The organism is Acidobacteriota bacterium, from assembly GCA_022340665.1.
Classification (GTDB): Bacteria; Acidobacteriota; Thermoanaerobaculia; order Thermoanaerobaculales; family Sulfomarinibacteraceae; genus Sulfomarinibacter.
Genome location: JAJDNM010000028.1, coordinates 23,304 through 49,543, shown reverse-complemented (window position 1 = coordinate 49,543; position 26,240 = coordinate 23,304). Strand labels below are relative to the sequence as shown.

Annotated in this window: 25 protein-coding genes and 1 tRNA gene; 17 read left to right on the top strand and 9 right to left on the bottom strand. The window is 61.3% G+C overall.

What is annotated here, in order from left to right:
• The first annotated feature begins 12 nt into the window (after positions 1–12).
• Together LJE93_04130 and LJE93_04125 are read left to right on the top strand one after the other, a co-directional pair.
• Positions 13–720, top strand: coding sequence for an LON peptidase substrate-binding domain-containing protein (locus tag LJE93_04130; protein MCG6948090.1), 708 nt, complete (start codon positions 13–15; stop codon positions 718–720).
• A 128-nt stretch (positions 721–848) separates the two neighbouring features.
• Positions 849–2,573: an acyl-CoA dehydrogenase family protein gene (locus LJE93_04125; GenBank protein MCG6948089.1), complete on the top strand. Its 1,725-nt coding sequence runs from the start codon at positions 849–851 to the stop codon at positions 2,571–2,573.
• Between the two features lie 93 nt (positions 2,574–2,666).
• Here LJE93_04125 and LJE93_04120 read toward each other — a convergent pair whose 3' ends face one another.
• Positions 2,667–2,861, bottom strand: coding sequence for a hypothetical protein (locus tag LJE93_04120; GenBank protein MCG6948088.1), 195 nt, complete (start codon positions 2,859–2,861; stop codon positions 2,667–2,669).
• A gap of 103 nt (positions 2,862–2,964) precedes the next feature.
• The gene (locus LJE93_04115; GenBank protein MCG6948087.1) at positions 2,965–3,432 is read right to left on the bottom strand and encodes a PDZ domain-containing protein; all 468 of its coding nucleotides are present in this window, start codon (positions 3,430–3,432) and stop codon (positions 2,965–2,967) included.
• Positions 3,433–3,707: 275 nt separating this feature from the next.
• On the opposite strand from LJE93_04115, the gene LJE93_04110 reads away from it, so the two are divergent.
• A complete protein-coding gene (locus tag LJE93_04110; protein ID MCG6948086.1) occupies positions 3,708–5,387 on the top strand; it encodes a HAMP domain-containing histidine kinase in 1,680 nt (559 codons plus the stop codon).
• Positions 5,384–6,067, top strand: coding sequence for a response regulator transcription factor (locus LJE93_04105; protein MCG6948085.1), 684 nt, complete (start codon positions 5,384–5,386; stop codon positions 6,065–6,067). The genes LJE93_04110 and LJE93_04105 overlap by 4 nt, the downstream gene beginning before the upstream one ends.
• Positions 6,068–6,169: 102 nt before the next feature.
• Here the strand turns inward: LJE93_04105 and LJE93_04100 are convergent.
• A tRNA-Glu gene (locus LJE93_04100) sits at positions 6,170–6,247 on the bottom strand.
• 135 nt (positions 6,248–6,382) lie between these two features.
• Here LJE93_04100 and LJE93_04095 point away from each other — a divergent pair.
• Positions 6,383–7,342 carry a DUF1028 domain-containing protein gene (locus LJE93_04095; GenBank protein MCG6948084.1) on the top strand — a complete coding sequence of 320 codons (960 nt, stop codon included), beginning with the start codon at positions 6,383–6,385 and terminating at the stop codon, positions 7,340–7,342.
• 98 nt (positions 7,343–7,440) lie between these two features.
• On the opposite strand, the gene LJE93_04090 is transcribed toward LJE93_04095, so the two are convergent.
• A complete protein-coding gene (locus LJE93_04090) occupies positions 7,441–8,187 on the bottom strand; it encodes an MBL fold metallo-hydrolase (protein MCG6948083.1) in 747 nt (248 codons plus the stop codon).
• A gap of 219 nt (positions 8,188–8,406) precedes the next feature.
• On the opposite strand from LJE93_04090, the gene LJE93_04085 reads away from it, so the two are divergent.
• From LJE93_04085 to LJE93_04060, 6 genes are all read left to right on the top strand, one after another.
• A complete protein-coding gene (locus tag LJE93_04085; protein ID MCG6948082.1) occupies positions 8,407–8,928 on the top strand; it encodes an ester cyclase in 522 nt (173 codons plus the stop codon).
• A gap of 28 nt (positions 8,929–8,956) precedes the next feature.
• Complete coding sequence (locus LJE93_04080) at positions 8,957–9,328, top strand: hypothetical protein (protein ID MCG6948081.1); 372 nt, start codon at positions 8,957–8,959, stop codon at positions 9,326–9,328.
• A gap of 24 nt (positions 9,329–9,352) precedes the next feature.
• Positions 9,353–9,799 (top strand): response regulator, encoded by a 447-nt coding sequence (locus LJE93_04075; GenBank protein MCG6948080.1) that lies wholly within the window; start codon positions 9,353–9,355, stop codon positions 9,797–9,799.
• Between the two features lie 109 nt (positions 9,800–9,908).
• A complete protein-coding gene (locus LJE93_04070) occupies positions 9,909–11,051 on the top strand; it encodes a PQQ-dependent sugar dehydrogenase (GenBank protein ID MCG6948079.1) in 1,143 nt (380 codons plus the stop codon).
• 111 nt (positions 11,052–11,162) lie between these two features.
• On the top strand, positions 11,163–11,468 hold the full coding sequence (locus LJE93_04065; GenBank protein MCG6948078.1) for a YdhR family protein: 306 nt from the start codon (positions 11,163–11,165) through the stop codon (positions 11,466–11,468).
• A 98-nt stretch (positions 11,469–11,566) separates the two neighbouring features.
• Positions 11,567–11,983: an SgcJ/EcaC family oxidoreductase gene (locus LJE93_04060; GenBank protein MCG6948077.1), complete on the top strand. Its 417-nt coding sequence runs from the start codon at positions 11,567–11,569 to the stop codon at positions 11,981–11,983.
• 266 nt (positions 11,984–12,249) lie between these two features.
• On the opposite strand, the gene LJE93_04055 is transcribed toward LJE93_04060, so the two are convergent.
• On the bottom strand, positions 12,250–12,795 hold the full coding sequence (locus tag LJE93_04055) for a type II secretion system GspH family protein (GenBank protein MCG6948076.1): 546 nt from the start codon (positions 12,793–12,795) through the stop codon (positions 12,250–12,252).
• 392 nt (positions 12,796–13,187) lie between these two features.
• Between LJE93_04055 and LJE93_04050 the strand changes: the two genes are divergently transcribed.
• On the top strand, positions 13,188–14,618 hold the full coding sequence (locus tag LJE93_04050; GenBank protein ID MCG6948075.1) for a two-component sensor histidine kinase: 1,431 nt from the start codon (positions 13,188–13,190) through the stop codon (positions 14,616–14,618).
• On the top strand, positions 14,611–16,008 hold the full coding sequence (locus LJE93_04045) for a sigma-54 dependent transcriptional regulator (protein MCG6948074.1): 1,398 nt from the start codon (positions 14,611–14,613) through the stop codon (positions 16,006–16,008). Before LJE93_04050 ends, LJE93_04045 begins: the two co-directional genes overlap by 8 nt.
• A gap of 48 nt (positions 16,009–16,056) precedes the next feature.
• Here LJE93_04045 and LJE93_04040 read toward each other — a convergent pair whose 3' ends face one another.
• The gene (locus LJE93_04040; GenBank protein ID MCG6948073.1) at positions 16,057–17,349 is read right to left on the bottom strand and encodes an APC family permease; all 1,293 of its coding nucleotides are present in this window, start codon (positions 17,347–17,349) and stop codon (positions 16,057–16,059) included.
• A 131-nt stretch (positions 17,350–17,480) separates the two neighbouring features.
• On the opposite strand from LJE93_04040, the gene LJE93_04035 reads away from it, so the two are divergent.
• From LJE93_04035 to LJE93_04020, 4 genes are all read left to right on the top strand, one after another.
• On the top strand, positions 17,481–17,639 hold the full coding sequence (locus tag LJE93_04035; protein MCG6948072.1) for a hypothetical protein: 159 nt from the start codon (positions 17,481–17,483) through the stop codon (positions 17,637–17,639).
• Positions 17,640–17,843: 204 nt separating this feature from the next.
• On the top strand, positions 17,844–20,324 hold the full coding sequence (locus LJE93_04030; GenBank protein MCG6948071.1) for a plasma-membrane proton-efflux P-type ATPase: 2,481 nt from the start codon (positions 17,844–17,846) through the stop codon (positions 20,322–20,324).
• Between the two features lie 19 nt (positions 20,325–20,343).
• On the top strand, positions 20,344–21,066 hold the full coding sequence (locus LJE93_04025; protein ID MCG6948070.1) for a cytidylate kinase-like family protein: 723 nt from the start codon (positions 20,344–20,346) through the stop codon (positions 21,064–21,066).
• Between the two features lie 23 nt (positions 21,067–21,089).
• Entirely contained in the window at positions 21,090–21,845 is a 756-nt protein-coding gene (locus tag LJE93_04020) for a hypothetical protein (GenBank protein MCG6948069.1), read from the top strand.
• Between the two features lie 36 nt (positions 21,846–21,881).
• Here LJE93_04020 and LJE93_04015 read toward each other — a convergent pair whose 3' ends face one another.
• The 3 genes from LJE93_04015 to LJE93_04005 form a co-directional block, all read right to left on the bottom strand.
• The gene (locus LJE93_04015) at positions 21,882–22,352 is read right to left on the bottom strand and encodes a hypothetical protein (protein MCG6948068.1); all 471 of its coding nucleotides are present in this window, start codon (positions 22,350–22,352) and stop codon (positions 21,882–21,884) included.
• Positions 22,353–22,456: 104 nt separating this feature from the next.
• Positions 22,457–24,367 (bottom strand): potassium transporter Kup, encoded by a 1,911-nt coding sequence (locus LJE93_04010; protein MCG6948067.1) that lies wholly within the window; start codon positions 24,365–24,367, stop codon positions 22,457–22,459.
• A 176-nt stretch (positions 24,368–24,543) separates the two neighbouring features.
• Positions 24,544–26,007, bottom strand: a complete 1,464-nt coding sequence (locus LJE93_04005) for a BON domain-containing protein (GenBank protein MCG6948066.1) — start codon at positions 26,005–26,007, stop codon at positions 24,544–24,546.
• Between the last annotated feature and the right edge of the window lie 233 nt (positions 26,008–26,240).

Below are 26,240 nucleotides of genomic sequence, written 5' to 3'. Positions count from 1 at the left end.
AGGAGACATCAGGTGAAAGGCATCTCATTCAGCGATGGTCCGAAAGCACCTCCACCGGAGACGGTGAAAGTGCCCGACGTGATTCCGATCTTCCCGCTGCCCAGGGTCGTCCTGCTGCCCGCCGAGGTACTGCCACTCCATGTTTTCGAGCCCCGTTATGTCGAGATGGTGCGTGACGCATTCGCCTCTCACCGGGTGATCGGAATGGTCGAGGTCCTTCCCGGCCACGAACGAGAACTCGCTGGCTCGCCCCCTGTGCGCGAGGTGGGTTGCGTCGGCTTCATCGCCGCGCACGAGGAGCTCGAGGATGGGCGCTTTTTGATGTGGTTGCTCGGTCTCGAGCGGTTCCTGATCGAGCAGGAGTTGGACGTCGACACCAGCTATCGCCAGGTGAGGGTGCACTACCAACCGACTCAGGAGTCTCCGAAGCGCCTCGCCAGCATTCGACAGCTGCGGCAGGAACTGCGGACATTGCTGCCGGATCTGGTCGAACTCGACGAAGCGTCACGCGAACATTTTGCCCGCCACATGGACGAGGTCTCCGATGCCCAGCTCATCGCCCTCGCGTCCCAGATCCTCGAAATTCCGAGCGACCGCAAGCAGGCAATGCTCGAAGCCGGGACCCTTTCCGAACGATTCCTGATGGTCTACGAGGATCTCTATCGCCACCTCGACGTGAACCCTGAGTTCGACAGCTTCAATCCGGACGAGCTCAATTGAATTTTGAATTTTGAATTCCCCTCGCCCCACCCCCTCTCCGCACGGGTAGGGCAATTCAAAATTGAGAATTCAAAATTCAAAATTCACCGCGGTGGTATCCTCAGAGCAAACCTGCTGGGAGGTGCGTGATGCCGGCCAACGATGTGGCGGAATCCGCCCGCGAAGACCTCGATCTCTGGCGCCGTCAGACCTCCGCCAACTTCTACGAGATCGACAGCTTCATCCGACGGCTTCTGCAACACCACCTCGGTAAGAAATGGGCCGAGGCGGACACCCTTCTGCGGACGGTGGCGGATCAGGCTGGACCGCGCCTTGACGCCCTCGCCAGAGAATCCAACCGCGATGAGAATCTCCCACGGCTGCGACGGCGCGACGAGTTCGGTCACCGTACGGAGGACATCGTCTTTCATCCTTCCTACCACGACGCCGGCCGGGTCTTCTGGGCGAGCGGCGTGCTGGCGGCGCTCTCCGAGCCCGGCAACGAGGTCCTCGCCGGCGGAATCGCTTACCTCCTCGATCAGCACGGCGAAGCCGGCCACGCCTGTCCGGTCGCCTGCACGGCCGGTGCCATCAAACTGATCAAACAGGTCGGCAGCGCCGACCAGAAGCACCGCCTCCTGCCGGGGCTCATGAGCGCAGACTACGACCAGTGTTTGCGCGCCGCCCAGTTTGTTACCGAGGTGCAGGGCGGATCGGACGTCGGTTCCAACAGCTGTCGAGCGAGGGCCGACTCGGAACATAAAGGGTGGTTCCGAATCAGCGGCGAGAAGTGGTTCTGCTCGGTGGCGGACGCCGATCTGTTTGTCATCAGTGCTCGGATGGACGGCGCGCCGTCGGGAACCTCCGGTCTCGGGCTTTTCCTGGTCCCGAGGCTTATCGACGGCGAGGTCAACGGATTCCAACTTCACAACCTCAAGTACAAGCTCGGCACCCGTTCCATGGCCACCGGGGAGATCGAATTCGACGACGCCTTCGGTGAAGCTGTCGGCGATCTTGCCGGAGGATTCAAAAACCTTGTCGGCATCGTCCTCGACACCTCACGGGTTCACAATGCGATCGCAGCCTGCGGTCTCGCCCGGAGGGCGCTCGTCGAGGGCCACGCCTACGCCCGACACCGGCGCGCCTTCTCAAACGCGATTGAAGTCTATCCGGGCGTCCAGGAGATTCTCGCTCGCATGAAGCTCTCGACCATGGCCGCTCTCTGCACCACCTTCCGGATCCTCGCGATGACCGATCTCGTCGAGGCCGGTCGAGGCGACCCGGAACTGATTGCGGCCCGGCGCATCGCGGTGATGATCAACAAGTACTGGACGGCGGTCAAGGGTACCGCCTGTACCCGGGACGGCATCGAGCTGCTCGGCGGAAATGGAACGATCGAGGATTTCTCGGTCTTGCCGAGGCTGTATCGAGACTCGATCGTCGTCGAGAGCTGGGAGGGTACCCACAACACCCTTTGCGCGCAGGTCCTCCGCGACTTCTCGGAACGCGGACTCCACCGCTCGTGGCTCGATCACCTCAACCGGGAAATCGGCGCGCTCGACCATGCCGATCTGGAATCTCACCTCGAGATCGCCCGCAGGGAACACCAGGAGGTGGTCAAAAGGATCGACACTCTCGTCAAAAGCGACCAAAAGAGTGCGTCCGCTCAGATCCGCCACGTCGTCGACCATATGTGCCGGCTCACCGATTGGGTTACTCTCGCAACCCAGCTGCAGTGGGAAAAGACGACGGGGATCGACACCGACACCGCCGACGCCCTCGAGCTCTACCGTCTGACGGTCCTGGAAGGGGCCGATCCCCAGGGAGCGCCCCAACTGATCGAGCTCAATCGGAGATTTTCAACACATATCTGAAGCATAAATTCGATTGAAATTTAGCCCGGGCTGGGGACCCGGGCTGAGGTCGATGGTGATCTGTATCGAGGAGATCGGTTGGTCAAAAATGGTTCAAAGGACGCCGGCCTCTGCGGTCGGCGAGAGTAAGCCCGGAGAGTCGGGTTCGCTGGTGAGACCCACGAGCGCGAGGCCCAGTGCGAGGACCAGAGCCGCGGCCACGATCGGGATCAGGATCTGGGACCAATCTGACCTCTTCGCCCTTTCACCGTCGAATCCGTTTGTCGCCTCTGCTTCATACCTGGTCATAGAGTCCCCGCTTCCTCCTACATATATGACGCCGTAGGTCACCGAAAAGTTGCAGGCGGGCCGACGGACGAGCGGCGGCCGGCCCGCCTGCGGTCCATCGCCTTTATTTCGAAGCCATCCTGAACTCGGGATGGTAGGTCTTCATGTGCTCGGCGATCCACATCTTCTGCACATCCTTCGGCACCGACCCGAGGGTCGCGTGGAGCTTCACCTTCTCTCCGTTCCTCTTGACCCAGTAGGTGGCGTCGGAGCCGGGCTCGAACTTGGCGTACACCTCCTTCAGCTTCGGCTTGTTGTCCTTCGAATACTTCACGTCGTTGACGGCGAGCATGATGTCGCCCTTCTGGAATCCGGCCTTTTGCGCCGGGCTCTTGTCGTAGACATCTTTGACGACCCAGTGCCCACTTTCGTCTGTGTCGTACTCGATGCCGAGCCAGGCCTTCTCCGCATACTTCGCCTTCATCTTCTTCATGCAATCTTCGGGGTTCCCGTTGCACTTACCCTTTTCACCGGCCAGGGCGGGCATCGCCAGGATCAGCACCACGATCAGCAGTGAAAACACTTTCCTCATACCGAGACCTCCAATTCCGTCTCACGAAGGTCACGCAGCATGGCGGCGCGCCTTCGTTCCAGGTTGACGAAACCCATACCGCCCGAGGGTCGAATTCGGTGCTGCGGTCGGGTAGGCGATGTGCTGTTCATGCTCACCAAATTGCTCCCCCGCAATGTGAATGTCCTCACCGAACGGTCATAAGCTGTGAAGCGTGTAACCGAAATGCAAAACCCCATGGCGGAGCCTGATTCGTGCGCTATATTGCTCTCGAGTTTCGAACCCGGGAGTCGCTGATGCCGTCGCTGAACCACAACCAGAACGGAGCCTTCTCAGAATCCGAGCTGCGGGCTGTCGAACGCAGCGTGTTCGGCGGCAGACGCGTGTTGTGGGCCGGGGTCCTCGCAGTGCTTCTGCCTCTCGCGCTACTCCTTTTCCTCCAGTACTGGTGGCTGACGGACCTCGAGCGCAACTCGGCCATCGCCCGCGAAGCGACGCTGAAAAACTATCTCGAAGCGATCACCAAGGACGTCCACTACTTCTACTGGAAGATCTCCGAGCGCGCTCTGAACCTGCCACCCGAGGTTTTTGGCGAGAAAAAGATGGGCAAGGCTGCGGCGTACTTCAAGAAAAAGGAGATCCCGGGAGCGAAGAGGCTCTTCGTGGTCAGCTTCCTGGCCAGGAAAGAGCCACTGCTCTTCTACGAGCCGAGGATCGACAAGATGGTGGTCCCGGAGCACTCCGACGAAACGGTCGCGGTGTGGGCTGCAGCCTCGCCATGGGCGTACCTGAGAAAAAAGGGTGCCAAGCTCGAGACGACGTCTCTCAGCTCCGACCAGCACGATCCGAGCAACCGCATCATCATCAACCCGATCACCGACGAGGAATCCAAGCTGGTCGGCCTGGCGGGCATGATCATCGACCAGGATGTTTTCGTCGGCGAAGTGTTGCCGAAAGCGATCGAGGCTTCGCTGCCAAAATTCGACGACAAGCAGAAGACCGAGCTCTTGGTGGTCGTGAGGGACAACCTGAAAAGACAGATCCTGCCGGTCGGCGAAAAGGCCCACCCCAAGAAAGACCACGTGTCTCGAGCCTTCGATTTCATCTTCACCGACTGGAGGGTCAGCCTGCAAGGTGATTTCGCTTCGGCAGAAAAGTGGGCACGGGCCAACTTCGCCTACAACATCACCTTGTCAGCGGTGCTCGCCGCCGTGTTGCTCGGCGGCATCGCACTCACCGTCCGAACGGCGATGCGCGAAATGAAGCTCTCGGCGATGAAGAACGAATTCGTCTCCAACGTTTCGCACGAACTGCGAACCCCGCTGTCGTCGATCCGGGTATTCGGCGAGTTCATGCGCCGAGGTCGCGTGGAGGACCAGGAGAAGGTCCGCGAGTACGGCTCCTACATCGAGACCGAGAGCCGTCGTCTGACGCAGCTGATCAACAACATCCTCGACTTTTCGAGGATTGAATCCGGTCGAAAGGTCTACAACCTCGAAGACGCCGATCTCGAGGAGATTCTCGCCGGCACCCTCGGCACCTTCACGGTCCGGCTGCGGGACAGGGGCTTCGACGTCTCGTATCACGGACCGGACGAGCCACTTCCCGAGGTCCAGGTCGACCCCAACGCAATTGACCGGGCGGTCGCCAATCTCCTCGACAACGCGGTCAAGTACTCGAATGACGATCGCTCGATCGAGGTGACTCTCGGCCGCACCAACGGCGAGGCCGTCATTTCGGTCAGCGACCATGGAATTGGCATCCCCCGCGGAGAGCAGGAACGGATCTTCGAGCGCTTCCACCGTGTCAGCACCGGTCTGGTACACGACGTCAAAGGCTCGGGGCTCGGCCTGTCACTCGTTCGGCACATCGCAGAGGCACACGGCGGGCGGGTGACCGTCGAGAGCGAGGTCGGCAAGGGCAGCACCTTCACGATCTATCTACCGCTGGAACGTCCGGAGGGAGAGGGCGAATGAGTCGGGTACTGGTTGTCGAGGATGATGAGGCGATGGCGGTCGCGCTGCGCGACGGGTTCACCTACGAAGGACACGAGGTGACGGTTGCACGAGACGGTGAAGCGGGTCTCGAACTCGCGCGGGACAGCTCGCCCGACATTATGATCCTCGACGTCATGTTGCCCAAGATGACCGGCCTCGAGGTCTGCAGGACTCTTCGCGGCGAGGGATCGGAACTGCCGATCATCATGCTCACCGCGCGCGGCCAAGAGATCGACAAGGTGCTCGGACTCAAGCTCGGCGCCGACGATTACGTGACCAAGCCGTTCAGTTTCATGGAGCTGATGGCCCGGGTCGAAGCGGTCCTGCGGCGATCGCAGCCAGGCGGTAACGCGAAGGGTGAAGTCTTCGACTTCGGCGGTGTCACTGTCGACCTCGACCACCACGAGGCACGGAAGGGCGACCAGGAGCTCGATCTCACGCCGCGGGAGTTTCGCCTTCTCGGATATTTCCTCGCGCACCAGGGCGAGGTCGTTTCCCGCGAGGAGCTGCTCGACGCGGTCTGGGGCTATGACACCATCCCGTTCACGCGCACGGTCGACACCCACATCGCCAAGCTGCGCAAGAAGATCGAGGACGATCCGTCGGACCCGCAGCACCTGATCACGGTTCATCGGCTGGGATACAAGTTCGTGGGGTGACTGGAATTCGGAGTTCGAACTGGGAGGGAGGAGTGTGCCCGGCTTCGTGCTTTGCACTACGCCGTGGCACTTTTGATTTCGACCAACGATCGAAATCAAAAGTGGTGACCCCAACGGGATTTGAACCCGTGTCGCCAGCGTGAAAGGCTGGTGTCCTAGACCTGGCTAGACGATGGGGTCACGCCCGGCCAACCATCACCGCGACGGGGACGGCCAACCGGTGCGTATCCTACCGCAAAAGTCGTCAATCGGAAAGTGGACCTCCAGTTCGGTGATAAAGCCCGGCTGGCATTACAATTCCCCCGGAGGCATCCGATGAACCTCACAAGACATTTCACCGTCGCCGTGATTGTCATCCTCTGTTCGTCCCTTCTTTCCGCGGAAGCTCCGAATCCGTCGACATTCTCGATCGTCGCCGCAGATCCCGAGACGGGCGAGGTCGGCGTAGCGGTGGCGAGCCGGTTTTTCGCCGTCGGCACGGTCGTTCCGCACGCCCGCGCCGGTGTCGGCGCGGTCGCGACCCAATCCTACGCCAACACCACATTCGGTCCGCACGGTCTGTCACTGCTCTCGCACGGTAATTCGCCCGAGAAAGTCCTCGAGGTGATGCTCGGCAACGACAAGGATCGCAGCAAGCGTCAGGTGGGCCTGGTCTCCGATTCCGGAGTTTCAGCCACCTACACCGGATCCGCCTGCAATGCCTGGGCGGGGGGGCGAGCCGGCCCGAATTACGCGGTTCAGGGCAATATCCTCACCGGCGAAGAGGTCGTCCTGGCGATGGAGCGGGCATTCCTCTCGTCCAGCGGACAGACCCTCGGCGAGCGCCTCTACGCGGCAATTCAGGCTGGAGATGCGGCCGGCGGAGATAGCCGTGGCAAACAATCTGCGGCGCTGCTCGTGTGTCGCAAGGAGGGCGGTTACGGTGGCTTCACCGACCGCGCCATTGACCTCCGTGTCGACGATCACCCCGAGCCGATTCGGGAACTCGGACGTCTGCTCAAAATCGGTCTCGTCAACGACGCCTGGAACCGCGGATGGACGGCGTTCACCAGGAAACAATTCGAGGACTCTCTCCGTTGGCAGGAGCTCGCGGCAAAGAAGGCCGAGAACCAGCCGGAAGTGCTGCCGGAGGTACTCTACGACCTCGCGGTGATCCGCCTGGCGAACGGCGATGTCGATGGCGCGGGGTCCATCCTTGCCCGCGCCGTCGCCCTCAATCCAAAGCTCGCCGAGCAGGCGAAGGTGGATGGGGACCTTGCCGAGCTTCGGCAGTGATCGATGTGCCCTCTGTGTCTCTATGGTTTGGACCGGGTCGAAGGTTGATGCCAGAAAACACCGGAGATGAGCTTCAGGTGTGAGCCATCACCGCACGATCAATACCAATCGAGCAGCCGGACCTCGATGTCGGGATCCCTGGCAACCAGCGACGAGAACTTCTTGAGATCGCTCATTCCGCCTTTGCCCCGGTAGTGGTAGGGAAAGACCACCGCCGGCTTGAACTCGAGCACCGCATCGGCCGCCGCCGCCACATCCATCGTGTACGGCAGGTTCATGCACACGAAAGCCGCATCGATGTCTTTCAGGGCGCGCATCTCCGGGATGTCTTCGGTATCACCGGCGATGTAGATCCGCGCACCGCCGAGGGTTACGACGTAGCCATTGCCTTGGCCCTTGGGATGGAAGCTCTGGCGGTCGGGCGTCAGGTTGTACATCGGAATCGCCTCGATCGTTGCGTCGCCCCACGCCACCGAATCGCCATTGGCAACGACCGTGATCCGGTTGCCGTCCGTTTCGGGAAACCTCTCCGCTACCGCCTTCGGCGCGACGATCGTCGCGGAAGGTTTCGCCACCGCCTGCACCGTCTCGACCGACAGATGATCGCCGTGTGTGTGCGTGATCAGAATCAGGTCTGCCTTGCCGAAGGCCTCGAATCCCGCCGCACCGCCAACCGGATCCACCGCGATCATCGAGCCATTCCACTGCATGACAAACGTGGCGTGCTCGACCGGGTGGATTATCACCGGCCCCTTGTCACTCGCGATCGAGCTGCCGCCGGCGCCGGCGGCGGCGACCGGCACGATGAACACCAACGCCGCGGCGAACGCGCTTGCCTTTTTCATCAGGTCCTCCGTTTTCCCGACCCCTGGGGCCGAATCACCATTCGTTCGAGATGCGATGTCGATCATACCCGTCCGGACGCCGCTTGACATCGAGAAGCTGGAGGAACACATTCAGGGCAGGGAATCTCGACGAGTCGTGTGAGACCGGGAGGCGATCTCGGTTTGGTTCATGGGCGCGGTGCCCGCCAAAAGTCGTAGAGCGACGGAAGGGGGAACTCGATGTCAAAGAAGTTGATTCTCGGAATCACCGTGATCAGCTGTCTGATCGGAGTGTTGGGATGCGTGTGCGAGCCCTGCAGCGAGGGTCAAAAGAACAAGGAGCTGGTGGCCGATGCCTTCGCCGCCATCAATGCCCTTGAGTTGGACAAGCTCGACCAATGGATCGCGCATGATTACGTCCGTCATTGCCAGGCTACCCCTGATTTCAACGTGACCAGCCTCGAGGACTTCAAAGCGTATCTGATGAGTGAGCTGGGATCGGTGTCGAAGCCGGAGATGGTAATCCACCGCATGGTCGCCGAGGACGACCTGGTCGCGTTCTGGGCAACCTACACGGGGATCCAGGACGGGCCCATCGGTCCGTTCCCGGCGACCGGCAAACGGATGGAGCTCGACTTTTCCGGCATGCATCGTATCGCCGACGGCAAGATCGTCGAGACATGGGTGACCTGGGACACCCTAACCGCCCTCACTCAGCTCGGACTCTACCCGTCGGCGCCGGAGATTGACACCACGGAGTAGCGCCCGATTCTCGGAGACGGAGGCACAGATGAGCAGAGGCGCGAGGAGCGTGTTCGCCTTTTCGGTTTATCTCTACATTCTCGGTTTCGTTCTGGTCGTCACACCCGACACCTTGCTGAACATCTTCAACTTCCCGGAGTCTGACGGGCTGTGGGTCCGGGTGGTCGGCATGCTGGTGATTATTCTCGGCTTCTACTACTCGCACGCTGCCCGCTCCGAGCTCAAAGGTTTTTTCGTCTGGACGGTGATCGCCAGGTCGTCGGTTCTTCTCTTCTTCATTGCCTTCGTGATCGCCGGCATCGCTCCACCGGCGATGATCCTCTTCGGCGTAATCGATTTCACGGCTGCGCTCTGGACCTTCTTCGCGATCCGATCCGATGCGGTAACCACGATCGGATAAGCTTGACGGCGGGGAGGACGCATCATGGAAGACCGCGAACTACTCGGTGATGTGCCACTCGGCAAGCTCAGCGGTGCGAAGGTGCTGGTCGTCGACGATGACGAAGAGATCCGCACGTTCCTCACCACTCTCTTCTCGGATGAAGGGGCTCTGACCTTCGAAGCCGCCGACGGCCTCGAGGCCCTCCGAATGGCCGAGAGTAAGCGGCCCGACCTCATCACGCTCGACCTATCGATGCCCGGCAGGGACGGCATCGATACCTTCACCGATCTTCGTGAAAACGCAGAGACGGCAGGCATCGCGGTGTGCATCATCACCGGCCACCCCGAGTTCCGGAAGGTGATCTACGACCGGCCGGTGGCGCCGCCCGAAGGCTTCCTCAACAAGCCGTGCGATCCGGAGCTCGCGGTCGACACGATCCGGCGGATCCTCGGCTTGCGAAAGCGGAAGGCATCCAGATCGAAGGACTGACGGGCGGCAGCCTCGGACTATCGACACGAACGCACCCGCGGCCCGAAGGCGCGCTCCGCTGCCGACGGGGACCTGCCAGATGCCCGCGACACTGATAGGCTCACAACCCATGAGGTACAAACACTCCCGATACGCGATCACCTGTCTCCTCCTTCTCGGATGCGGATCGGACCTGGGCGTTTCGCCGGCGATCGCCATCGGCAATCGAAGCGAGCTCCCGCTGGACCAGATCGAGCTGCCGGACGGATTCTCCATCGATTTGTACGCCCGGGTGGACAATGCGCGCTCGATGGCTCTCGGTCCCGGAGGAACGGTGTTCGTCGGCAACCGAAAGGGAGACTCGGTGTGGGCGGTGCGAGACGACGACGGTGACTTCAGGGCGGACCGGGTCGTGAGGTTGGCCAGAGGTCTCGATTCGCCGAACGGTGTGGCGATACGAGATCGTGATCTCTATGTTGCCGAGATCAGCCGTATCCTGCGGTTTCCCGACATCGTAGATCGGATCGACGACCCTCCAATGCCGGAGATCTTCGTCGACGGATTGCCCAGCGAGGCCCACCACGGATGGAAATACATCGCATTCGGACCCGACGGCATGCTCTACGTACCGATCGGCGCGCCATGCAACATCTGCCTCTCGGAAGACGAGCGCTTTGCCTCGATTCTGAGGGTCAGCGCCGACGGCGACCGGCTCGAGATCTTCGCCCGCGGCGTCCGCAACACCGTCGGCTTCGACTGGCACCCCGGAACCGGCGACCTCTGGTTCACCGACAACGGCCGCGACTGGCTCGGCGATAACTCGCCGCCCGACGAGCTCAACCGCGCCCCGGGCAAGGGACACCACTTCGGTTACCCCTTCTGTCACGGAGGAGACATCGCGGACCCGGATTTCGGCGACCAGCGGGGATGCGAGGAATTCGTCGCGCCCGAGCAAAATCTGGGGCCCCACGTCGCGGCACTCGGGCTGCGCTTCTACACCGGCTACCAGTTCCCGCCCGAGTACCGAGGCCAGGTGCTGATCGCCGAGCACGGGTCGTGGAACCGTTCGAAGAAGATTGGCTACCGGATCACGCTGGTCCAGATCCGGAACGGGCGCGCCGCCTCCTACGAAGTGTTCGCCGAGGGATGGCTCGATGGCCAGAAGGCGTGGGGCCGTCCGGTCGATCTGCTGCAGCTGCCCGACGGATCGATTCTGGTGTCGGACGACTACGCCGGCGCGATCTATCGAATCAGCTACGCGTCAGGGAATTGAGATGGTCTCACGCCAAGGGCATCTGCATAGACAATCAGTGATTCGGGGACTACATTTCGAGTATCGATCATGGTTTCGGACTGACTGGCAACCAACTCGAGGGAGGTGGCAATGCACATCCAAATCATCACCTTTAGGCTGAAAGATGTGAGCGAAGCTGACTACGCGGGCCTCTGCGACAACCTTGCGCCCAGCTACGCCGCCATACCGGGCCTGGTTCGGAAAACCTGGCTGGCGGACTCGGAGACCGGCACGTATGGCGGTGTCTACTTCTGGAAGGACAAGCAATCGATGGAGGACTTCGCCCAGACTGAACTCTTCAAATCGGTCGCTACCCATCCGAACCTCGATAACGTCACCTCCACTGACTTCGGAGTCCTCCTCGGCCCGACCGAGGTCACCAAAGGTTTGATCTGATCAAAGGGGTGTCGCATCCCGCTGTCGCTCGCCGCGGCACCCGGATTCACTGCGGCGGAGCACGATACAAGGAAGCTGCGCGACGAAGGAGATGGGCCATGAATCACTCCGCGACACATGACGCCGGTTTCGACGAGATGATCCAGGACTATCTGCAGGCCTTCAACGACGGCGACTTCAAGCGGGTCGCCTCGTACTGGGCGGAGGATGGGGTACACCAGCCGCCGATGGGTCCGGAGGTGCGCGGCCGCGAGGCCCTCGAGGAGTTCTACCGGCAGTCCTTCGAGGTCGTGAACGCCAGGATCTCGGACTACAGCAACGAGTATCGAATCGTGGGGGACCACGTCTTTGTCCGCGAAAGCTTCACCGCCACCATCCAGCCACCCGGCGAGGAGCCGGTCAGCCTCCCGGGCCGTGGGCTCTGGATCGGGCGCAAGGAAGAGGACGGTATCTGGAGATCCTTCTGGGCCCTCGCCCGGATCGATCAGCCGGAGGGCCAGCCGGATCCAACCTGATCGTCACGACAGCTACCCCTGGAGAACGGACGAAATCACTTCCACTTTCGAGTTGAATCCTGCTCCCGACGATGAGTTCCAGGCCACGATCACCAACGGGGCTAACGAGGAGCTAGCCGCCACCCTCGCCGATCCTTACAACATGAACGACGGCTTCTCGTCCGGTAACTCCACCGGGAAGTGATCGACAGCGGTACCGTAGTCCACCGATTCAGGGCGCGGTGGATGAGGCCCTCGCCGCCCAGGGCGCCGCTCATACTGTTGCGCTATTTCTTCGGAGTCCGCCCGATCCATTTCTGGAAGCCCGGGTCGTCTCCGAGCCACCAGTTCGCGTCCTTCAGGTAGGTGTGGGGAACCTCGTTCCACGGCACGATCTGAGGCACCAGGAAATCCGTCTTGAAGCAGTACTTGGCGTCGCTTTCGCTGCCGTGGAACTCATGCCTGCAGATGATCAAGAAACGCATCGGGATGCACTCGCGGTTGGCCATCGACTGTCCGGGGTTCTCTTCGTCGCACCCATCGAGGTCGTTTCCGTGGCCCTTGTTGAAGTCCGAGTTGTTGGGGATGTACCAGTAGTCCTTGTACTTGCCTTCCCAATCGATGTGTTCCCGCACCTCATCCTGGGTGGGGATGTGGCCGTCGATTGCGAGCGTCTGGATCTCGCTGGCGAAGTTCTCCATGTTCGCCATGCAGCGGGCGGTCGAGGCCGCCGATTGCACCGCGGGTACCAACGGAACGGTGACCGCCGAAAGAATACCGACCAGCATAACGGCGATGAGTGTTTCGGTCAGGGTGAATCCTTTTTGACTCATGGCCACCTTCCTCTCCTCAACGGATGCCCCCAAAAAACCAACCCACCCTGAAAGACCCTGTCGGACTCGGTGCGCCGGCCAATAAATCGTTCACGTTATATACACAATAGGGCCTCGAAGTGTTCCCTGCAATCCCTCAAATGAGTGGTCTTCTTCACCCCATTGAATGATTTTCGGTGAAAAATTGTATTTGCTTGCATCAACACACTGAAGGCCTTCGTCGTTTCCCGTCTTTCGGCCTCCCGACGCCGGCCAGAAGCCACTGCTTCCGGCTCCACTTGGGGCGTGGTCCGCCAGGGGCAGGCTCCGTCCGTATCCGCAATCGAAAAAGGACTGGCTTGCGCAACGTCCACGGCAGGGAGAATATGTCGAGGGAGGAAAGGATCGAATTCATGTGGACCCGGGTGCTGATCCGGCCAGCGCAGGCGATCGTTGCCGTGCTGCTGAGCGGCTGTCTGATCGCGATCATCGGGCTCAGTTTGCTTGCGGTCCAGGCTCGCTCACGCCTGCACACTATGCGCGAGCGAGGCGATCACACCAGCCGGATGCTCCGGCTCGGCCTCCGGGCACAGGAATCGTTTCTCGAGCATCCGGGAGACCGGGAAGTCGTGGATCCCGTCATTATCGAGGAGCTCCGCCAGGAATTGCGCAAGTTGCGTGCGAGCGGGCGCGCTCTGGACCCTGCCAACGACGAGCGCTTGTTGAGATTGACCGAGATACTCGAATCGGACGACGAGGTCTCGAGGAATCGTCTTATCGAGATTGTGGCGACGATGGGGAACGTACTCCGGACTGAGGCAACCGCGCAGAACTCGTTGTGGGACGCTACCGAAAGGGCCGCAAGCAGGGAACTCGCCCTCGCGGTCGGCATATGCGGTGTGGTGCCCCTGCTGGTGGTCGTGATGTGGTGGATCAGGAGACGATGGATCGCCTCGCCGTTGGACGATCTTCGTCGCCTCCTGACGGAGCTCGGAAGTGGGGACCGTCACCGAGTCAGTGTCGAGGCGGTGCATCCCTCCCTCACGCCCCTGTTTACCAATTACAACGAGCTCGTCAGGCGGCTCGATGAGCTCGAGGCCATTCAGCGATCCCACACCGCGAATCTCGAGGCCGAAATTCGCACTGCGACCGAAACCCTGCTCGAACAGCAAAGCACCCTCGCGAGGGCCGAACGGTTGGCTGCGGTTGGTGAAACAACGGCCAATCTCGCCCACGAGCTCCGCAATCCTCTAGCGGGCATCTTGATGAGCCTCGGTAATTTGCGCCGCGAAACGACCGACGCCGACATGACCGAACGCCTCGATCTCGTGATCGCCGAAATTGAGCGTCTCACCCGTCTCCTCAATCAGGCGCTTGAAGCGGCGCGCCATCGTCCTGAACCGCCGCGAAAGGTCAATCTTCGGGAGCTCGTGACGAATCTGTTGAATTTGATGCGTTACCAGATTCCTGATCGCATTGTGCTCGAGTGCACAATCGATGACGACCTTCACTGCAATCTGCCGCAGGACAGGGTGCGGCAGGCTCTGTTGAATTTGATTCTCAACTCAGTTCAGGCGGTCGGCCGTGAACCGGCCCATATCGCCATTGGGGCTAAGCGGGAGAATGGCAACATCGAGGTCACCGTGTGCGACGATGGCCCCGGGTTCTCGAACGAGATCCTGACCGGAGGCGTCAGGAAGTTTGCCACCGGCGGCTCCGGCACCGGCCTTGGTCTCGCGATGGTGCGCCGGGTGGCCGCCGATTTGGGAGGGGAGATCAAGTTGACCAACATGGAACCCCATGGAGCGTGCGTACGCCTGATCGTGGAATGCTGCAATGGCTGACACCCTGCTCGTCATCGAGGACGAAGACCTGTTGGCAAACGAGCTGGCCCGGCACTACCGTGACTCCGGCTGGGAGGTGGTTCATGCAGCCGACCTCGGCGCTGCGAAGAGACTCCTGAAGGAGAAATCTCTCGATCCGCTGGTAGTGCTGTCGGATATGAATCTCCCAGACGGCAATGCGCTCGACATCCTCGAGTGGGCCCGCAACCATACGATCGGGGGTGAGTGGATCCTGCTGACAGCCTATGGAACCATCCCGGATTCCGTCCGCGCTTTGCGCCTCGGTGCCTTCGAGTTTCTCGAAAAGCCATGCCCCGTCGAGCGCCTTGATCTGGTGGTCGCAGGTGCCACCCGCAGTGCCCGCGCCCAACGGCGTTTGCATGACCAGACGGCCGCGCACAACCGCCGCTACTCGCCCGAAGCGTTTGTCGGCTCGAGCTCCGCGACATCCGAACTCCGCCGGATGATGCACAAGCTTTCCAGCGTTCCGCTTACCGCCATTATCATCACAGGCGAAACCGGGACGGGAAAAGGACTGGCTGCGCGGATCCTGCATTACTCCGGTGTACGGGCCGCCGCGCCGATGGTCGAAATCAACTGTGCCGCACTGCCGGCGGAGCTCCTCGAATCGGAGCTTTTCGGCCATGAGGGCGGAGCATTCACCGGGGCCAAGGGACGCCATCGCGGCCTCCTCGAGCAGGCGAACGGGGGCACCATCTTTCTCGACGAGATCACGGAGTTGGCTCCAGGTCTCCAGGCCAAGCTGCTGAAGGCGATCGAGGACCGCAGGCTGAGGCGAGTCGGCGGTGAACGCGAGATCGAGGTTGACGTGCAGGTCCTCGCGGCGAGTAATCGCAACCTGCCGAACCACGTGGCTGACGGGTCGTTTCGCGCTGATCTCTATCATCGCCTCAGCGTGTTCGTGCTTGACGTCCCGCCGCTGCGGTCGCGAATGGACGACCTCGACGCACTGGTGCCGCTTTTTGTTGATGAGTTCAACGTTGTCGCGGACAAATGCGTGCGCGATATCCCGGACCCGGCGTGGAACACGCTGCGTGGATACCACTGGCCGGGGAATGTCCGTGAGCTGCGCAACGCCATCGAGCGTTGCGTGCTCCTCTCAGACGGCGAACGATTTCCGGTCGAATGGTTGCAGCTCGGACAACCGACAGGGGCCGAGGGCGGACCAACGACGATGTCCGTGGATTCCGGCTCCTTGCAGTTGCCTGTTGACGGCAGCCTATCGCTCGACGATATGGAAAAGATGATCATCGAGAAGGCATTGGATCGCACGCACGGCAACGTCTCCTCGGCGGCGCGGATACTCGGCACCACCCGCCAGACGCTTCGTTACCGCATCGAAAAACACCACATAGAGATTTCGGACTGAGCCTCGACGCAACATTACAACGCCTGCCGACGGAACCGGTGCCTCAGGTCACATCAGGTGTAATGTGCGGCGCCGCGTGAGCCGATAGGCGCCCTCGATTGCCACCGCAAGGGTAATCATGGCAACAATCACCCACAACGTCCGCGGTGAGCTCTCCGCCGTCTGCCATACCAACGCGCCAGCCGCCACGAGACAACCAACAATCCCGGTTGCGGCCAACCACCGGAGGGCACCGGTGGAATCGGCAAGAACGAAGTTTGCGGCGTTGACTGCGGCGAAAATCAAAAGGAAACCGGTGCTCCCGATGGTAGAGATACTCGACAGGTCCGCCAGATTGGCGAGCAGGAGAGACAGGCTGGAGGTGATCAGGAGACCCTCGACGGGCCGGTTCCAGATCTTCCGCTCCAGGGCAGCCGGCAGTTCGCCCTCCTTGGCGATGTTGTAGCTCAGCCTGGACGCACCATACAGGGTGGCGTTGATGGCTGACACCGTCGACAGCAGGGCCGCGATCGCGATGAGTGTGAACCCGGGGCGGCCGAGGAAGGGCTGTGCCGCTTCGGCGAGGGCGTAATCTCGGGCTGCGGCGATGCGCGCCAGGGGGAGATTGCCGACCGTCACCGCTGATACCAGAACGTACAGCACGATCACGCTGCCCACCGAGATGTAGAAGGCCCTCGGCAGCACCCGCGCCGGTTGGCGGACATCGCCGGCCGCGTTGGCGATCAGCTCGAAGCCCTCGTAGGCAACGAAGATGATCATGCCGCCGGTCAGTAATTGGACGGGCGGAGTCCAGGTGGCGAATGCCAGGCGTTCAGGATCTATCCCGGCGAGGCCGACCGCGACGAATACCGCCAGAAGCCCGATCTTGAGACCGACGATCCAGGTTTCGGCACGCCCGATCATATCGGCGCTCAGCAGGTTGAGTGCCGTCGGCACGAGAATTGCGCCGCTGATCAGGAGGTGCTCGATCAAGGGATCATGGGTCCCAGAGTAGAAGGTCGCGCCGTAGCTTCCGAATGCACGAGCGTAGAGTGCGAGCATGACGACATAGCTCAACCACAGCAACACATTCATGCTGCCCGTGAACATGTCGACACCGAAGGCACGGTCGAGAAACACGACGGTGCCCCCCTGGCTGGGATAGGCCACGGCGAGCTTGGCGTACGAATACGATGTGAGCAGGGCGACGAACCCGGCGATGAGAAAGGCGACCGGAGTACCGCCTCCGGCAAACTGCACCGCCAAGCCCAGGACCGCGAAGATCCCGCCTCCCACCATGCCCCCGACACCGATCGCGACCAATTCCCACGTCCCGAGGCTGCCGTTCGGGGAGGAGTTCATGGGCTCGTTCGATCCGCGGTCGACCCAATGCTGCGGGCGCTCGCGATCCCCGTCGACACGACCTGTTTCCCCGGAGCGGCGGCACTCACCCCGAATGTTGGTGTTCTCTTGATCATGACGGCGAGCTCAGTATGCACGATATATTCCTGCAGGTCGATGCGATGCAGGCCCCGGCCATCATGAGCCGCACGGGCCAATCGCTCATGTCCGTTGTCGAGGGAGATCATTTGCTCGGCATCCTCACCCTCAAGGACCTCTTCGGTCTGGCGTCTGCGAATCTCGAATTGTAGGCGGCTTGAAATCGAACCTGTCGAACCCGCACATATCCACGCCAGGTCTCCGGCCGAGATCAACCACGCTTGGTTCAAATGAGCCAGCCCGCGACCCGTTCACGACTGCCGATCGAATATTGAAACGCATCTTTCTCTGGCACGTTCCTTGCGGTGGTCAATGACCGGGTGTCGGCCCGCCAAAACGGTCGGCAAGGAGAAATTATGGCGATAGCGCGACAGCTTGCAACGGAGTTCGTCACCGGAACGGACGACAATCACAAGTCGATCAATACCCTCGACGCGGAGTTTGATACCGCCAGCGAAGGCCTCGCCACCTCCGAGGTCGCCAATCGCCTCGAGCGGTTTGGTCCGAACGAGCTTCCTGAACACCCCCGGAACGTGTTGCGCACATTCCTGTCGTACTTCTGGGGTCCGATCCCTTGGATGATCGAAGCTGCTGCAGTTCTGTCAGCCGTCGTCCACCACTGGGCCGATCTGGCGATCATTCTCGTGCTCCTCGTCGGCAACGCGGTTGTCGGTTTTTGGGAGGAGTACCAGGCGGACACGGCGATCGATGCGCTCAAGTCAAAGCTCGCACCAACGGCGCGGGTCCGGCGCGACAGCGCGTGGCGGACGATCGCGGCACGCGAGCTCGTTCCCGGAGACCTCATCAGGCTCCGGCTCGGCGACGTGATCCCGGCTGACGCCCGCCTTCGAGATGACGGCGAGCTTCAGGTGGACCAGTCCGCACTCACCGGCGAGTCGCTGCCCGTCAAGCGATCACATGGCGATGCCGTGTACTCGGGTTCGGTCCTCAAGCTGGGCGAATCTGACGCCACGGTGATCGCCACCGGAGGCGACACGTTCTTCGGACGCACCGCGCTTTTGGTCGAGCAGTCGGAAACTGTCAGCCATTTCCAGCAGGCGGTTCTCAAGATCGGTGACGCGTTGCTTGTCCTGGCAGCGGCGATGATCGCCCTGATTCTCCTGGTGGCTCTCTTCCGGGGTGACCCGATCGTCACCACGCTTGAGTTCGCCCTGGTGCTGACGATCGCCGCAATCCCGGTCGCCATGCCGGCCGTGCTGTCGGTCACCATGGCGGTCGGCGCGCGACTGTTGGCCGCCAAGAACGCGATCGTCAGCCGCCTGGCGGCAATCGAGGAGCTCGCAGGAATGGATGTGCTGTGCACCGACAAGACCGGCACGTTGACGGAGAACAAACTCAGCTTCGGTGAACCGGTTGTGGCTCCGGGCGTCGAACTCGACGACGTCATCCGTTGCGCCGCGCTCGCGTCGAACCCGGCAAACGAGGATCCGATCGACCTTGCCGTGCTCGATGAGGTTCCCGACGACGCGCTTCTGGCGGGCCATAGGGTCACCAGCTTCGTGCCGTTCGATCCTGTCAACAAGCGTACGGAAGCCACTGTTGCGGATGAGCGCGGGCATACATTCAAAGTGTCCAAGGGGGCGCCGCAGGCGGTTCTCGCCCTGGTCGACGACGACGACGAAATGCGCCACGAGATGATGGCGACGGTGGACGAGTTCGCAACGCGCGGCTACCGGTCGCTGGGCGTCGCGCGCACCGTCGATGGCGGACGTTGGCGCATGCTTGGCGTGTTACCACTATACGATCCGCCTCGGGCCGACTCGAGAGAGACTCTGAACGCCGCCCGAGACCTGGGCATCGAGGTCAAAATGGTCACCGGCGACCAGATGTCGATCGCTCGAGAAATCGCGCGCCAGGTCGGTTTGGGCACGAACATCGTCGATGCGGATCGGCTTTCAAGCACTGTTCACCACCAAGGCGCACAGCTCTCCGACGACATCGAAGCGGCGAACGGCTTCGCTCAGGTGTTTCCCGAACACAAGCATCACATCGTGGACGTGCTGCAGAAAAAGGGGCACATCACGGGCATGACCGGCGACGGCGTCAACGATGCGCCTGCCTTGAAAAAGGCGGACTGCGGGATCGCCGTGTCGGGCGCCACTGACGCCGCACGCGCCGCAGCCGATATTGTCCTCACAAACCCCGGGCTGTCGGTGATCATCGACGCCATCCGTTCAAGCCGCCGCATCTTTCAGCGAATGAACAGCTACGCCATCTACCGAATCGCCGAGACGATTCGAGTGCTGCTGTTCATGACAGCGTCGATTTTGATTTTCAACTTCTACCCGGTGACAGCGGCGATGATCGTGCTGCTGGCGTTGCTCAACGACGGCCCGATCTTGGCGATCGCCTTCGATCGTGCCGAGGCATCCGAGCAACCGGAACGATGGAACATGGGTCGCGTTCTTGGGGTTTCGTCGCTTCTCGGCATAGCCGGAGTTGTTGCGACCTTCGGACTGTTCTTCCTCGCCGAACGGGTCTTCCACCTCGATCGCGCGACGATCCAATCGCTGATTTTCCTCAAATTGGCGGTGGCCGGGCACCTGACTATCTTTCTCACTCGCACCCGAGGCCCGTTCTGGTCGAGCAGGCCCGCGCCCGCCCTTCTGTGGGCCGCCGTCGCCACCAAGGTACTGGCAACACTGGCTGCCGTGTACGGCGTTCTCATGAACCCCATCGGCTGGCGCTGGGCGGGCTTCGTCTGGGGCTACTCCCTGGTTTGGTTCGTGGTGAACGATCTGATCAAACGAGCCGGTTACCGGCTATTCGACGACGAAGGGTACGGACTGCTGGCAACACAACGAGCGAGCGCATGACGCGACATTGGAGGACATCATGACGACAGAGACTACGAGCGAAATCATTGAACGACTGGCCGATCACAGGCTGTACTGGGACCGTATCAAACGCAACATCGACGCTGCGCTGCATCACGAGCTCCCGGATGATCCGCCTGATCATCACATGGGACCATATGTTGCCGTGTCGAGGTTATCGGGCGCCGGCGGCGGTGATTTTGCGAGGCGCCTCGGTGAGGCCCTCGAGTGGCCGGTTCTCGATGGCGAGATCGTCGATCTCATCGCCGAAACCTTCGAGCTCGACAGCGAGATGGTGCACCTGCTCGACGATGCCAAGGCGAACTGGGTGCGTGAGGTGCTCGGTGATCTCATGCCGCACCAGATCATCAACCTCGACACCTATGTGCACCATCTTGGCAAGGTTGTCCGGCTCGTCGGGATGCACGGCAACGTCGTGCTGGTCGGTCGCGGCGCACAGTTCTTTCTACCCCACAACCGAGGGCTGACCGTTCGGTTAGTGGCGTCCGAGGAAGAGCGAGTCCGCCGCGTCATGAGTCGCGACGCTGTCGACGCCGCACAGGCGCGAAAGCGGATTGAAGACGTGGACCATCGTCGCGCACACTTCCTGGAACACTACTTCGGGCACACTGTCGATGATCCGACCCTTTACGACCTGGTGCTCAACCGATCGACTTTGAGCGACGACGAGCTTTTGCAGACCGTGGTCGCCCTCTGTCATCAACGTGGCTACGACAAATGATTCCGAACAAATGGAGGATTACCATGCAACTCTCACGCAACATTCTGGTGTTCGTCTGCTGCCTCGGCGCACTGTGGGGATGTGGCCGGCAGCTCGAAACAAAGGAATCCGAAGATTTTACCCAGGAGGTCGCTGAAATTCTGCCCGATCAACCGACTGATCCTGCGATGGTCACCGCGGCGCCGTCGATGGCGCGTACCGTGTTCGCGAACAAATGGGCCGCTGTCGCCCACGTCGCTCTCCCCCCGGGGGAGCTGATCCCACCGCACGAGGCGGGTGTCCGCTACGCTCTTCCGCTGTCCGAGTGCACCTTGAGTGTCGTCGACAACGGCGTCGAAGAAATCGTTCACATGGTTCCTGGCGAGATTGCCACCTGGCCCAAGGGACGCCTGTCTTTCGCCAACGTCAGCGACTCCGAGGGCGAATTTCTGATCGTCGAACGAAGCGCCGTCGAGACATCACCACATCTCGAGACTCTTGCCGTACCCGATGTCGCCATCGAAATGGAACGCCACGGCAAGGTGCTCCTCGACGACGAAAACGTGCTGGTTGTCGATAGCAGGCTCGATCAGCTCCAGGGCAACCCGCTGCCCCCCAATCTGCCGTTGTTGGTGGTTGCGTCTTCAGACTGTGATCTCGAGTTCCAAGGGGCGGCGGTCAGTGACTCTGAAGAGGTGATGAAGGCGGGAGAAGCTATCTGGCTTCCGGCGGGCTACAGCGTTGTCAGCAACGTTGGCGACACCGAGGCCCATGCGTTCGTGTTCGGGTTTCGGATGTAGATCAACCCGGCCGCGGTCTTGCGCACCCGGGAGGATCTACCGGCACACCTGTGTCCCGGCTGATGTTCCGAATGACTCTGCGAGCTTCGACCCATCGCCGGCGGAAACCACCAGAATCTTGGAAACGCCGTGACGTACTCGGTCCGACCATTCCTCGAGCGTGAGATCACAGAGGCCGATCGCCGCCTCCTTGTCATCGATGGAGAGACCGATCACGAGGGTCCTGTCTTGGAGTGAGACGTGTTCCACGGCGTTTTCGTACTTTCGAGGCCGAGGGCTGGGCTCTCGCATCGCGTGCATGAACCATTCGTGGTAGGCCGCGACAGCCGCAGCCGTCTTTTCTCGCTCCATCTCGTCGCGTCGTTTGTCCTCCACCGCCCGTTCGGCTCCGACTCGCGCCTGCTCTCTGATCTCCTCCTGCCTGAGCTCCTCCCCCGAGGGTCCGCAACCGCCGACTATCAGGAGTATTGGGCCCGCAACCATGAGACTGACGATTGCTCGCTTCATTGCTCCTCCCAAACGCCACTGATTCTAATCCTACGGACCATAAACAGCTACGGTCCGGTTCTCTGGGTTGGTGATCAGCAAATGCTGCACGACAGCTCCGGCCTCTAGAGCTCGATCTGGGCGCCGATCTCGATGACGCGGTTTCGGGAAATATGGAAGAACGTCGTGGCGCCAAGGGCATTGCGTGACATGAAGCGGAAGACGGCGATCCGCCACGCCGCCAGGCCATCCTTCGTGCGCGCGTACAGCGCCTCCCGGCCGAGGAAGAAACTGGTGTCGGCCATCGAGAGATCGAGGCCCTTTGCCTTTGCAGCGCCAAGCACGTGCGGCACACTTGCGGTCTCCATGAAGCCGTAGTGGGCGGTGAGTTGGAAGAAGCCGTGCCCGAGCTCCTCGAGCTCGATCTTTTCACCGGCAGGTACGCGGGGAACCTCCGCCGGCACTACGGTGAGCAACACCACCTCCTCGTGCAGGACCTTGTTGTGGGCAAGGTTGTGGAGCAACACCGGAGGGATTCCGGAATGAGTGCTCGTCATGTAAACCGCGCGACCAGGCACACGCGGGATCTTCTCTGTCTCGAGCATCGCAAAGAAATCCTCGAACGGCTGCGTTTTCGCCGCAAACTTCCGGGCGAGGATCTGGCGTCCACGCCTCCAGGTAGAAAACAGGAAATACACGACCACGCCGATCACCAGTGGAAACCACGCGCCGTGGCCGATCTTCGAGATGTTGGCGCCGAAGAACGACAGATCAACGACGATAAACAGCGCAGTCGGCAGGCCTGCCCGGAGCAGTCCCCAGCCCCACCGCTCGCGGGCGACGAAGAAGAATAGGATCGTTGTGATGAGCATGGTCGTCGTGACCGCGACTCCGTAGGCCGCAGCGAGAGTGTGGGATGACCGGAAAACCATCACGATGCCGATGGTGGCGATCATCAGTGTCCAGTTCACGAAGGGAACGTACACCTGCCCGATTTCCTCCGACGAGGTGTGCTCGATCCGCATTCGCGGGCAGTAGCCCAGCTGGATCGCCTGCCGCGTCAAAGAGAAGGCGCCCGAGATCACGGCCTGGGAGGCGATGATTGTCGCAACTGTCGCGATCCCGACCAGGGGATAAAGGGCCCAGGCCGGGGCAAGGTTATAAAAGGGGTTGTGAGCGGCCTCGGGATGCCGCAACAGCAGCGCCCCCTGGCCGAAGTAGTTGAGCAGTAGGGAGGGCAGGACAATGCAATACCACGCCACGCGGATCGGCCGGCGGCCGAAGTGACCCATATCTGCGTACAAAGCCTCCGAACCGGTGACGACGAGGAACACCGCGCCGAGGGTCAGGAAACCGACCGACCCGTTGTTGAGGAGGAACCCCGCGGCGTAGGCAGGGCTGATGGCAACAAGCACCTCCGGACTGGCGACCAAGCTCCTGATACCGAGCGCCGCCAGCACGCCGAACCACACCAGGGTCACGGGGCCGAAGAACGCGCCGACGCTGCCAGTGCCGAACTTCTGAACAGCGAACAGGGCGAACAGGATCATGACCGCGATCGGGACGACGTACGGCGAAAGGACTGGCGTCGCGACATCAAGGCCCTCGACAGCGCTGAGGACCGAGATCGCCGGCGTGATCATGCCGTCGCCGTAGAGCAACGAGGCGCCGAACAGACCTAGGGCCCCGAGGAAAAGGACACGTCCCGAACGGGTGCGTCGTTGCGGACTGATCAGGGCCGTCAGAGCGATCACACCGCCCTCGCCCCGGTTGTCGGCGCGCAGGATGAACGACAGGTACTTGACGGTGACGACGATCAAAAGTGCCCAGAGAATCAGCGATAGCACCCCGAGAATGTTGGCGCGGTTGACTTCGATGGCGTAGGTGCCGTGGAAGCACTCGCGGACTGCATAGAGGGGACTGGTTCCGATGTCGCCATACACCACCCCGAGAGCCGCCAGAGAGAGGAATGCAAGCCGCTTGCCCCGAGTTTCGTCGGCACTATTCTTTTCGGTTTCCTCCGCAGTGGTCACCATGACAGATTACCCGAGCCCCAGCCCGGCGCATGGACATGGGCTCGCGAAATCGACTTTGGAAGCCACCGCTCTGACGCCACGAACGGAAGCCGGCGCCAACCGGCTTCCATCGATTCCATTCGCGGCACGTTGAGCTTCAGCGGATTGATTCACCAGCAACCGACAAGGCGTCTCCGTTAGGTTGGCTTTGTGTACCACTCGTCCCAGGGATAGTCGTAGCCCCTGACGGTCAGCCGGTTGTCGACCTTCGAGACGCCCGGCGTATGTATCGCCACGTTTCCGGCCTCCTTGCGTTGTGACCACCTGCTGACGTCTCCGGTCAGCGTCGCAACACCGTTCTTCACCGTGACTCCGATGTCGTCGTGCACCCACCACGTGGTCCAGTTCCAGGTGAGCCGGCTTGCAATATCCTTGGTCAGCTCCGCGTCGGATTCCCAGTTCGTGCGGGCGATGGCGATCTCGTTGATCACGTCTCGCACGCCTCTCACACCCGCCGCCACCTCTCCGGCGTGATACTTCTGGTACCAAGTGTGGACATTCCCAGAGAGCGTAACGATGCCGCTCTCCACCCGCGGTGTGATGTCGAAAGCACCGACGCTGGAATCGGTGACGAGGTCGAACCGTACATCGAATTCGATGAGGGGGTCTTCCCGCTTGTCAACCCGTGCAAACAGGTTGTTGGTGACCCATCCGACGCCGACGACGTCACGCGCATCCTTCTCGGCCAGACGCTTCTCGGAGTAGTTCGGCACCGAGCCGTACAATTTGACGTTTCCGTCGGTAACCGCGACAGAGATATCGGAGTTGATCAGGCGCCAGTCCTGATCCAGGTCCTCTCGCACCGATTGCAGAAGCTCGGAGTCAGAGGGAACAGCTTCCGTTTCGCGCACGCCTCTCTCTTCGATCCAGGCAACCTCGAGTGCATTGTTGACTCCTCGTACGTTGGAGATCCAACGGACCGTTTCTTCAGCGCGGTCCTTCTCGAAGGCGTTGCCGACCGAACCCGTGAGGGTGATCACTCCGTCCCTGACCGCGACGGTGATCGGCAGGCTGGTCGTGTAGACGTTCCTCGCCAACGCCGCTACCGCATCGTTCTTGATTTCGAGATCGCTGCGTCCGGCGGTGGGCAGGACCATCAGATCATTGGCCACCTCTCGCACGCCGCGGACCTCGCCGGCCAGAAGGCCCGCCTCCTCCCATTCGGACCATGAGTCGACCTCTCCCGTTAGGGTGACTTTCCCGTTGGCGGAGGTCACTTTTATGCCCTCCGAATCGATGACAGCGCTGTTGAGGATTCGCCTTCGGACCACGAGCTGAATGTCTGCATCCGACCTCCAGCCTGCCTCGACGATAATCTGGTTGATCACGCCGAGCACGCCGTTGATCTTCTTGGTCTCCCTTTCCGCATACTCTTTGGCAGTGATGTTATCGACCTCGCCGGATAACGTGACAATGCCGTCGGTGGTGGCAACCGTGATCCGCGATGCGTCGACTCGTTCGTCCTGACGGAGGGCGGATTGAACCCAGAACGTGATGTCGGTGTCGGCAACCCTGTCGCCGGCGAGGCTCGGCGTTGACAACGTCAAACCGAGAAACACGGTCCCGATGACAGCTATGACAGTAGTTTGCTTGCTATTCATGATGATCTCCTTTCCATCATTCACATCCGTCGCGTCCCACCCGGCTCCCGGCACGGCGCCGGACCGTTGGGGCACCACTGACTTCCGCAAAGGCCGTGCCAGATCTTGGAACCTTGAAAATGAGGCGCTTTTCTCAGCCGGAACCTGAGGACGGTGGTCGAATTCGACCACCTTTGGTTGAAATGCTCCATCTTCCATCAACGTGTGCAACCAGGCTCGAGCGCGGCCGAGGG

Bases quoted from the DNA above. Each gene is read 5' to 3' on its own strand.
- LJE93_04035 (MCG6948072.1), top strand. From the start codon at position 17,481: ATGCACGATATATTCCTGCAGGTCGATGCGATGCAGGCCCCGGCCATC.
- LJE93_04115 (MCG6948087.1), bottom strand. From the start codon at position 3,432: ATGAGGAAAGTGTTTTCACTGCTGATCGTGGTGCTGATCCTGGCGATG.
- LJE93_04110 (MCG6948086.1), top strand. From the start codon at position 3,708: ATGCCGTCGCTGAACCACAACCAGAACGGAGCCTTCTCAGAATCCGAG.
- LJE93_04020 (MCG6948069.1), top strand. From the start codon at position 21,090: ATGCAACTCTCACGCAACATTCTGGTGTTCGTCTGCTGCCTCGGCGCA.
- LJE93_04105 (MCG6948085.1), top strand. From the start codon at position 5,384: ATGAGTCGGGTACTGGTTGTCGAGGATGATGAGGCGATGGCGGTCGCG.
- LJE93_04075 (MCG6948080.1), top strand. From the start codon at position 9,353: ATGGAAGACCGCGAACTACTCGGTGATGTGCCACTCGGCAAGCTCAGC.
- LJE93_04070 (MCG6948079.1), top strand. From the start codon at position 9,909: ATGAGGTACAAACACTCCCGATACGCGATCACCTGTCTCCTCCTTCTC.
- LJE93_04010 (MCG6948067.1), bottom strand. From the start codon at position 24,367: ATGGTGACCACTGCGGAGGAAACCGAAAAGAATAGTGCCGACGAAACT.
- LJE93_04095 (MCG6948084.1), top strand. From the start codon at position 6,383: ATGAACCTCACAAGACATTTCACCGTCGCCGTGATTGTCATCCTCTGT.
- LJE93_04080 (MCG6948081.1), top strand. From the start codon at position 8,957: ATGAGCAGAGGCGCGAGGAGCGTGTTCGCCTTTTCGGTTTATCTCTAC.
- LJE93_04065 (MCG6948078.1), top strand. From the start codon at position 11,163: ATGCACATCCAAATCATCACCTTTAGGCTGAAAGATGTGAGCGAAGCT.
- LJE93_04055 (MCG6948076.1), bottom strand. From the start codon at position 12,795: ATGAGTCAAAAAGGATTCACCCTGACCGAAACACTCATCGCCGTTATG.
- LJE93_04125 (MCG6948089.1), top strand. From the start codon at position 849: ATGCCGGCCAACGATGTGGCGGAATCCGCCCGCGAAGACCTCGATCTC.
- LJE93_04090 (MCG6948083.1), bottom strand. From the start codon at position 8,187: ATGAAAAAGGCAAGCGCGTTCGCCGCGGCGTTGGTGTTCATCGTGCCG.
- LJE93_04025 (MCG6948070.1), top strand. From the start codon at position 20,344: ATGACGACAGAGACTACGAGCGAAATCATTGAACGACTGGCCGATCAC.
- LJE93_04015 (MCG6948068.1), bottom strand. From the start codon at position 22,352: ATGAAGCGAGCAATCGTCAGTCTCATGGTTGCGGGCCCAATACTCCTG.
- LJE93_04030 (MCG6948071.1), top strand. From the start codon at position 17,844: ATGGCGATAGCGCGACAGCTTGCAACGGAGTTCGTCACCGGAACGGAC.
- LJE93_04120 (MCG6948088.1), bottom strand. From the start codon at position 2,861: ATGACCAGGTATGAAGCAGAGGCGACAAACGGATTCGACGGTGAAAGG.
- LJE93_04050 (MCG6948075.1), top strand. From the start codon at position 13,188: ATGTGGACCCGGGTGCTGATCCGGCCAGCGCAGGCGATCGTTGCCGTG.
- LJE93_04005 (MCG6948066.1), bottom strand. From the start codon at position 26,007: ATGAATAGCAAGCAAACTACTGTCATAGCTGTCATCGGGACCGTGTTT.
- LJE93_04085 (MCG6948082.1), top strand. From the start codon at position 8,407: ATGTCAAAGAAGTTGATTCTCGGAATCACCGTGATCAGCTGTCTGATC.
- LJE93_04060 (MCG6948077.1), top strand. From the start codon at position 11,567: ATGAATCACTCCGCGACACATGACGCCGGTTTCGACGAGATGATCCAG.
- LJE93_04045 (MCG6948074.1), top strand. From the start codon at position 14,611: ATGGCTGACACCCTGCTCGTCATCGAGGACGAAGACCTGTTGGCAAAC.
- LJE93_04040 (MCG6948073.1), bottom strand. From the start codon at position 17,349: ATGAACTCCTCCCCGAACGGCAGCCTCGGGACGTGGGAATTGGTCGCG.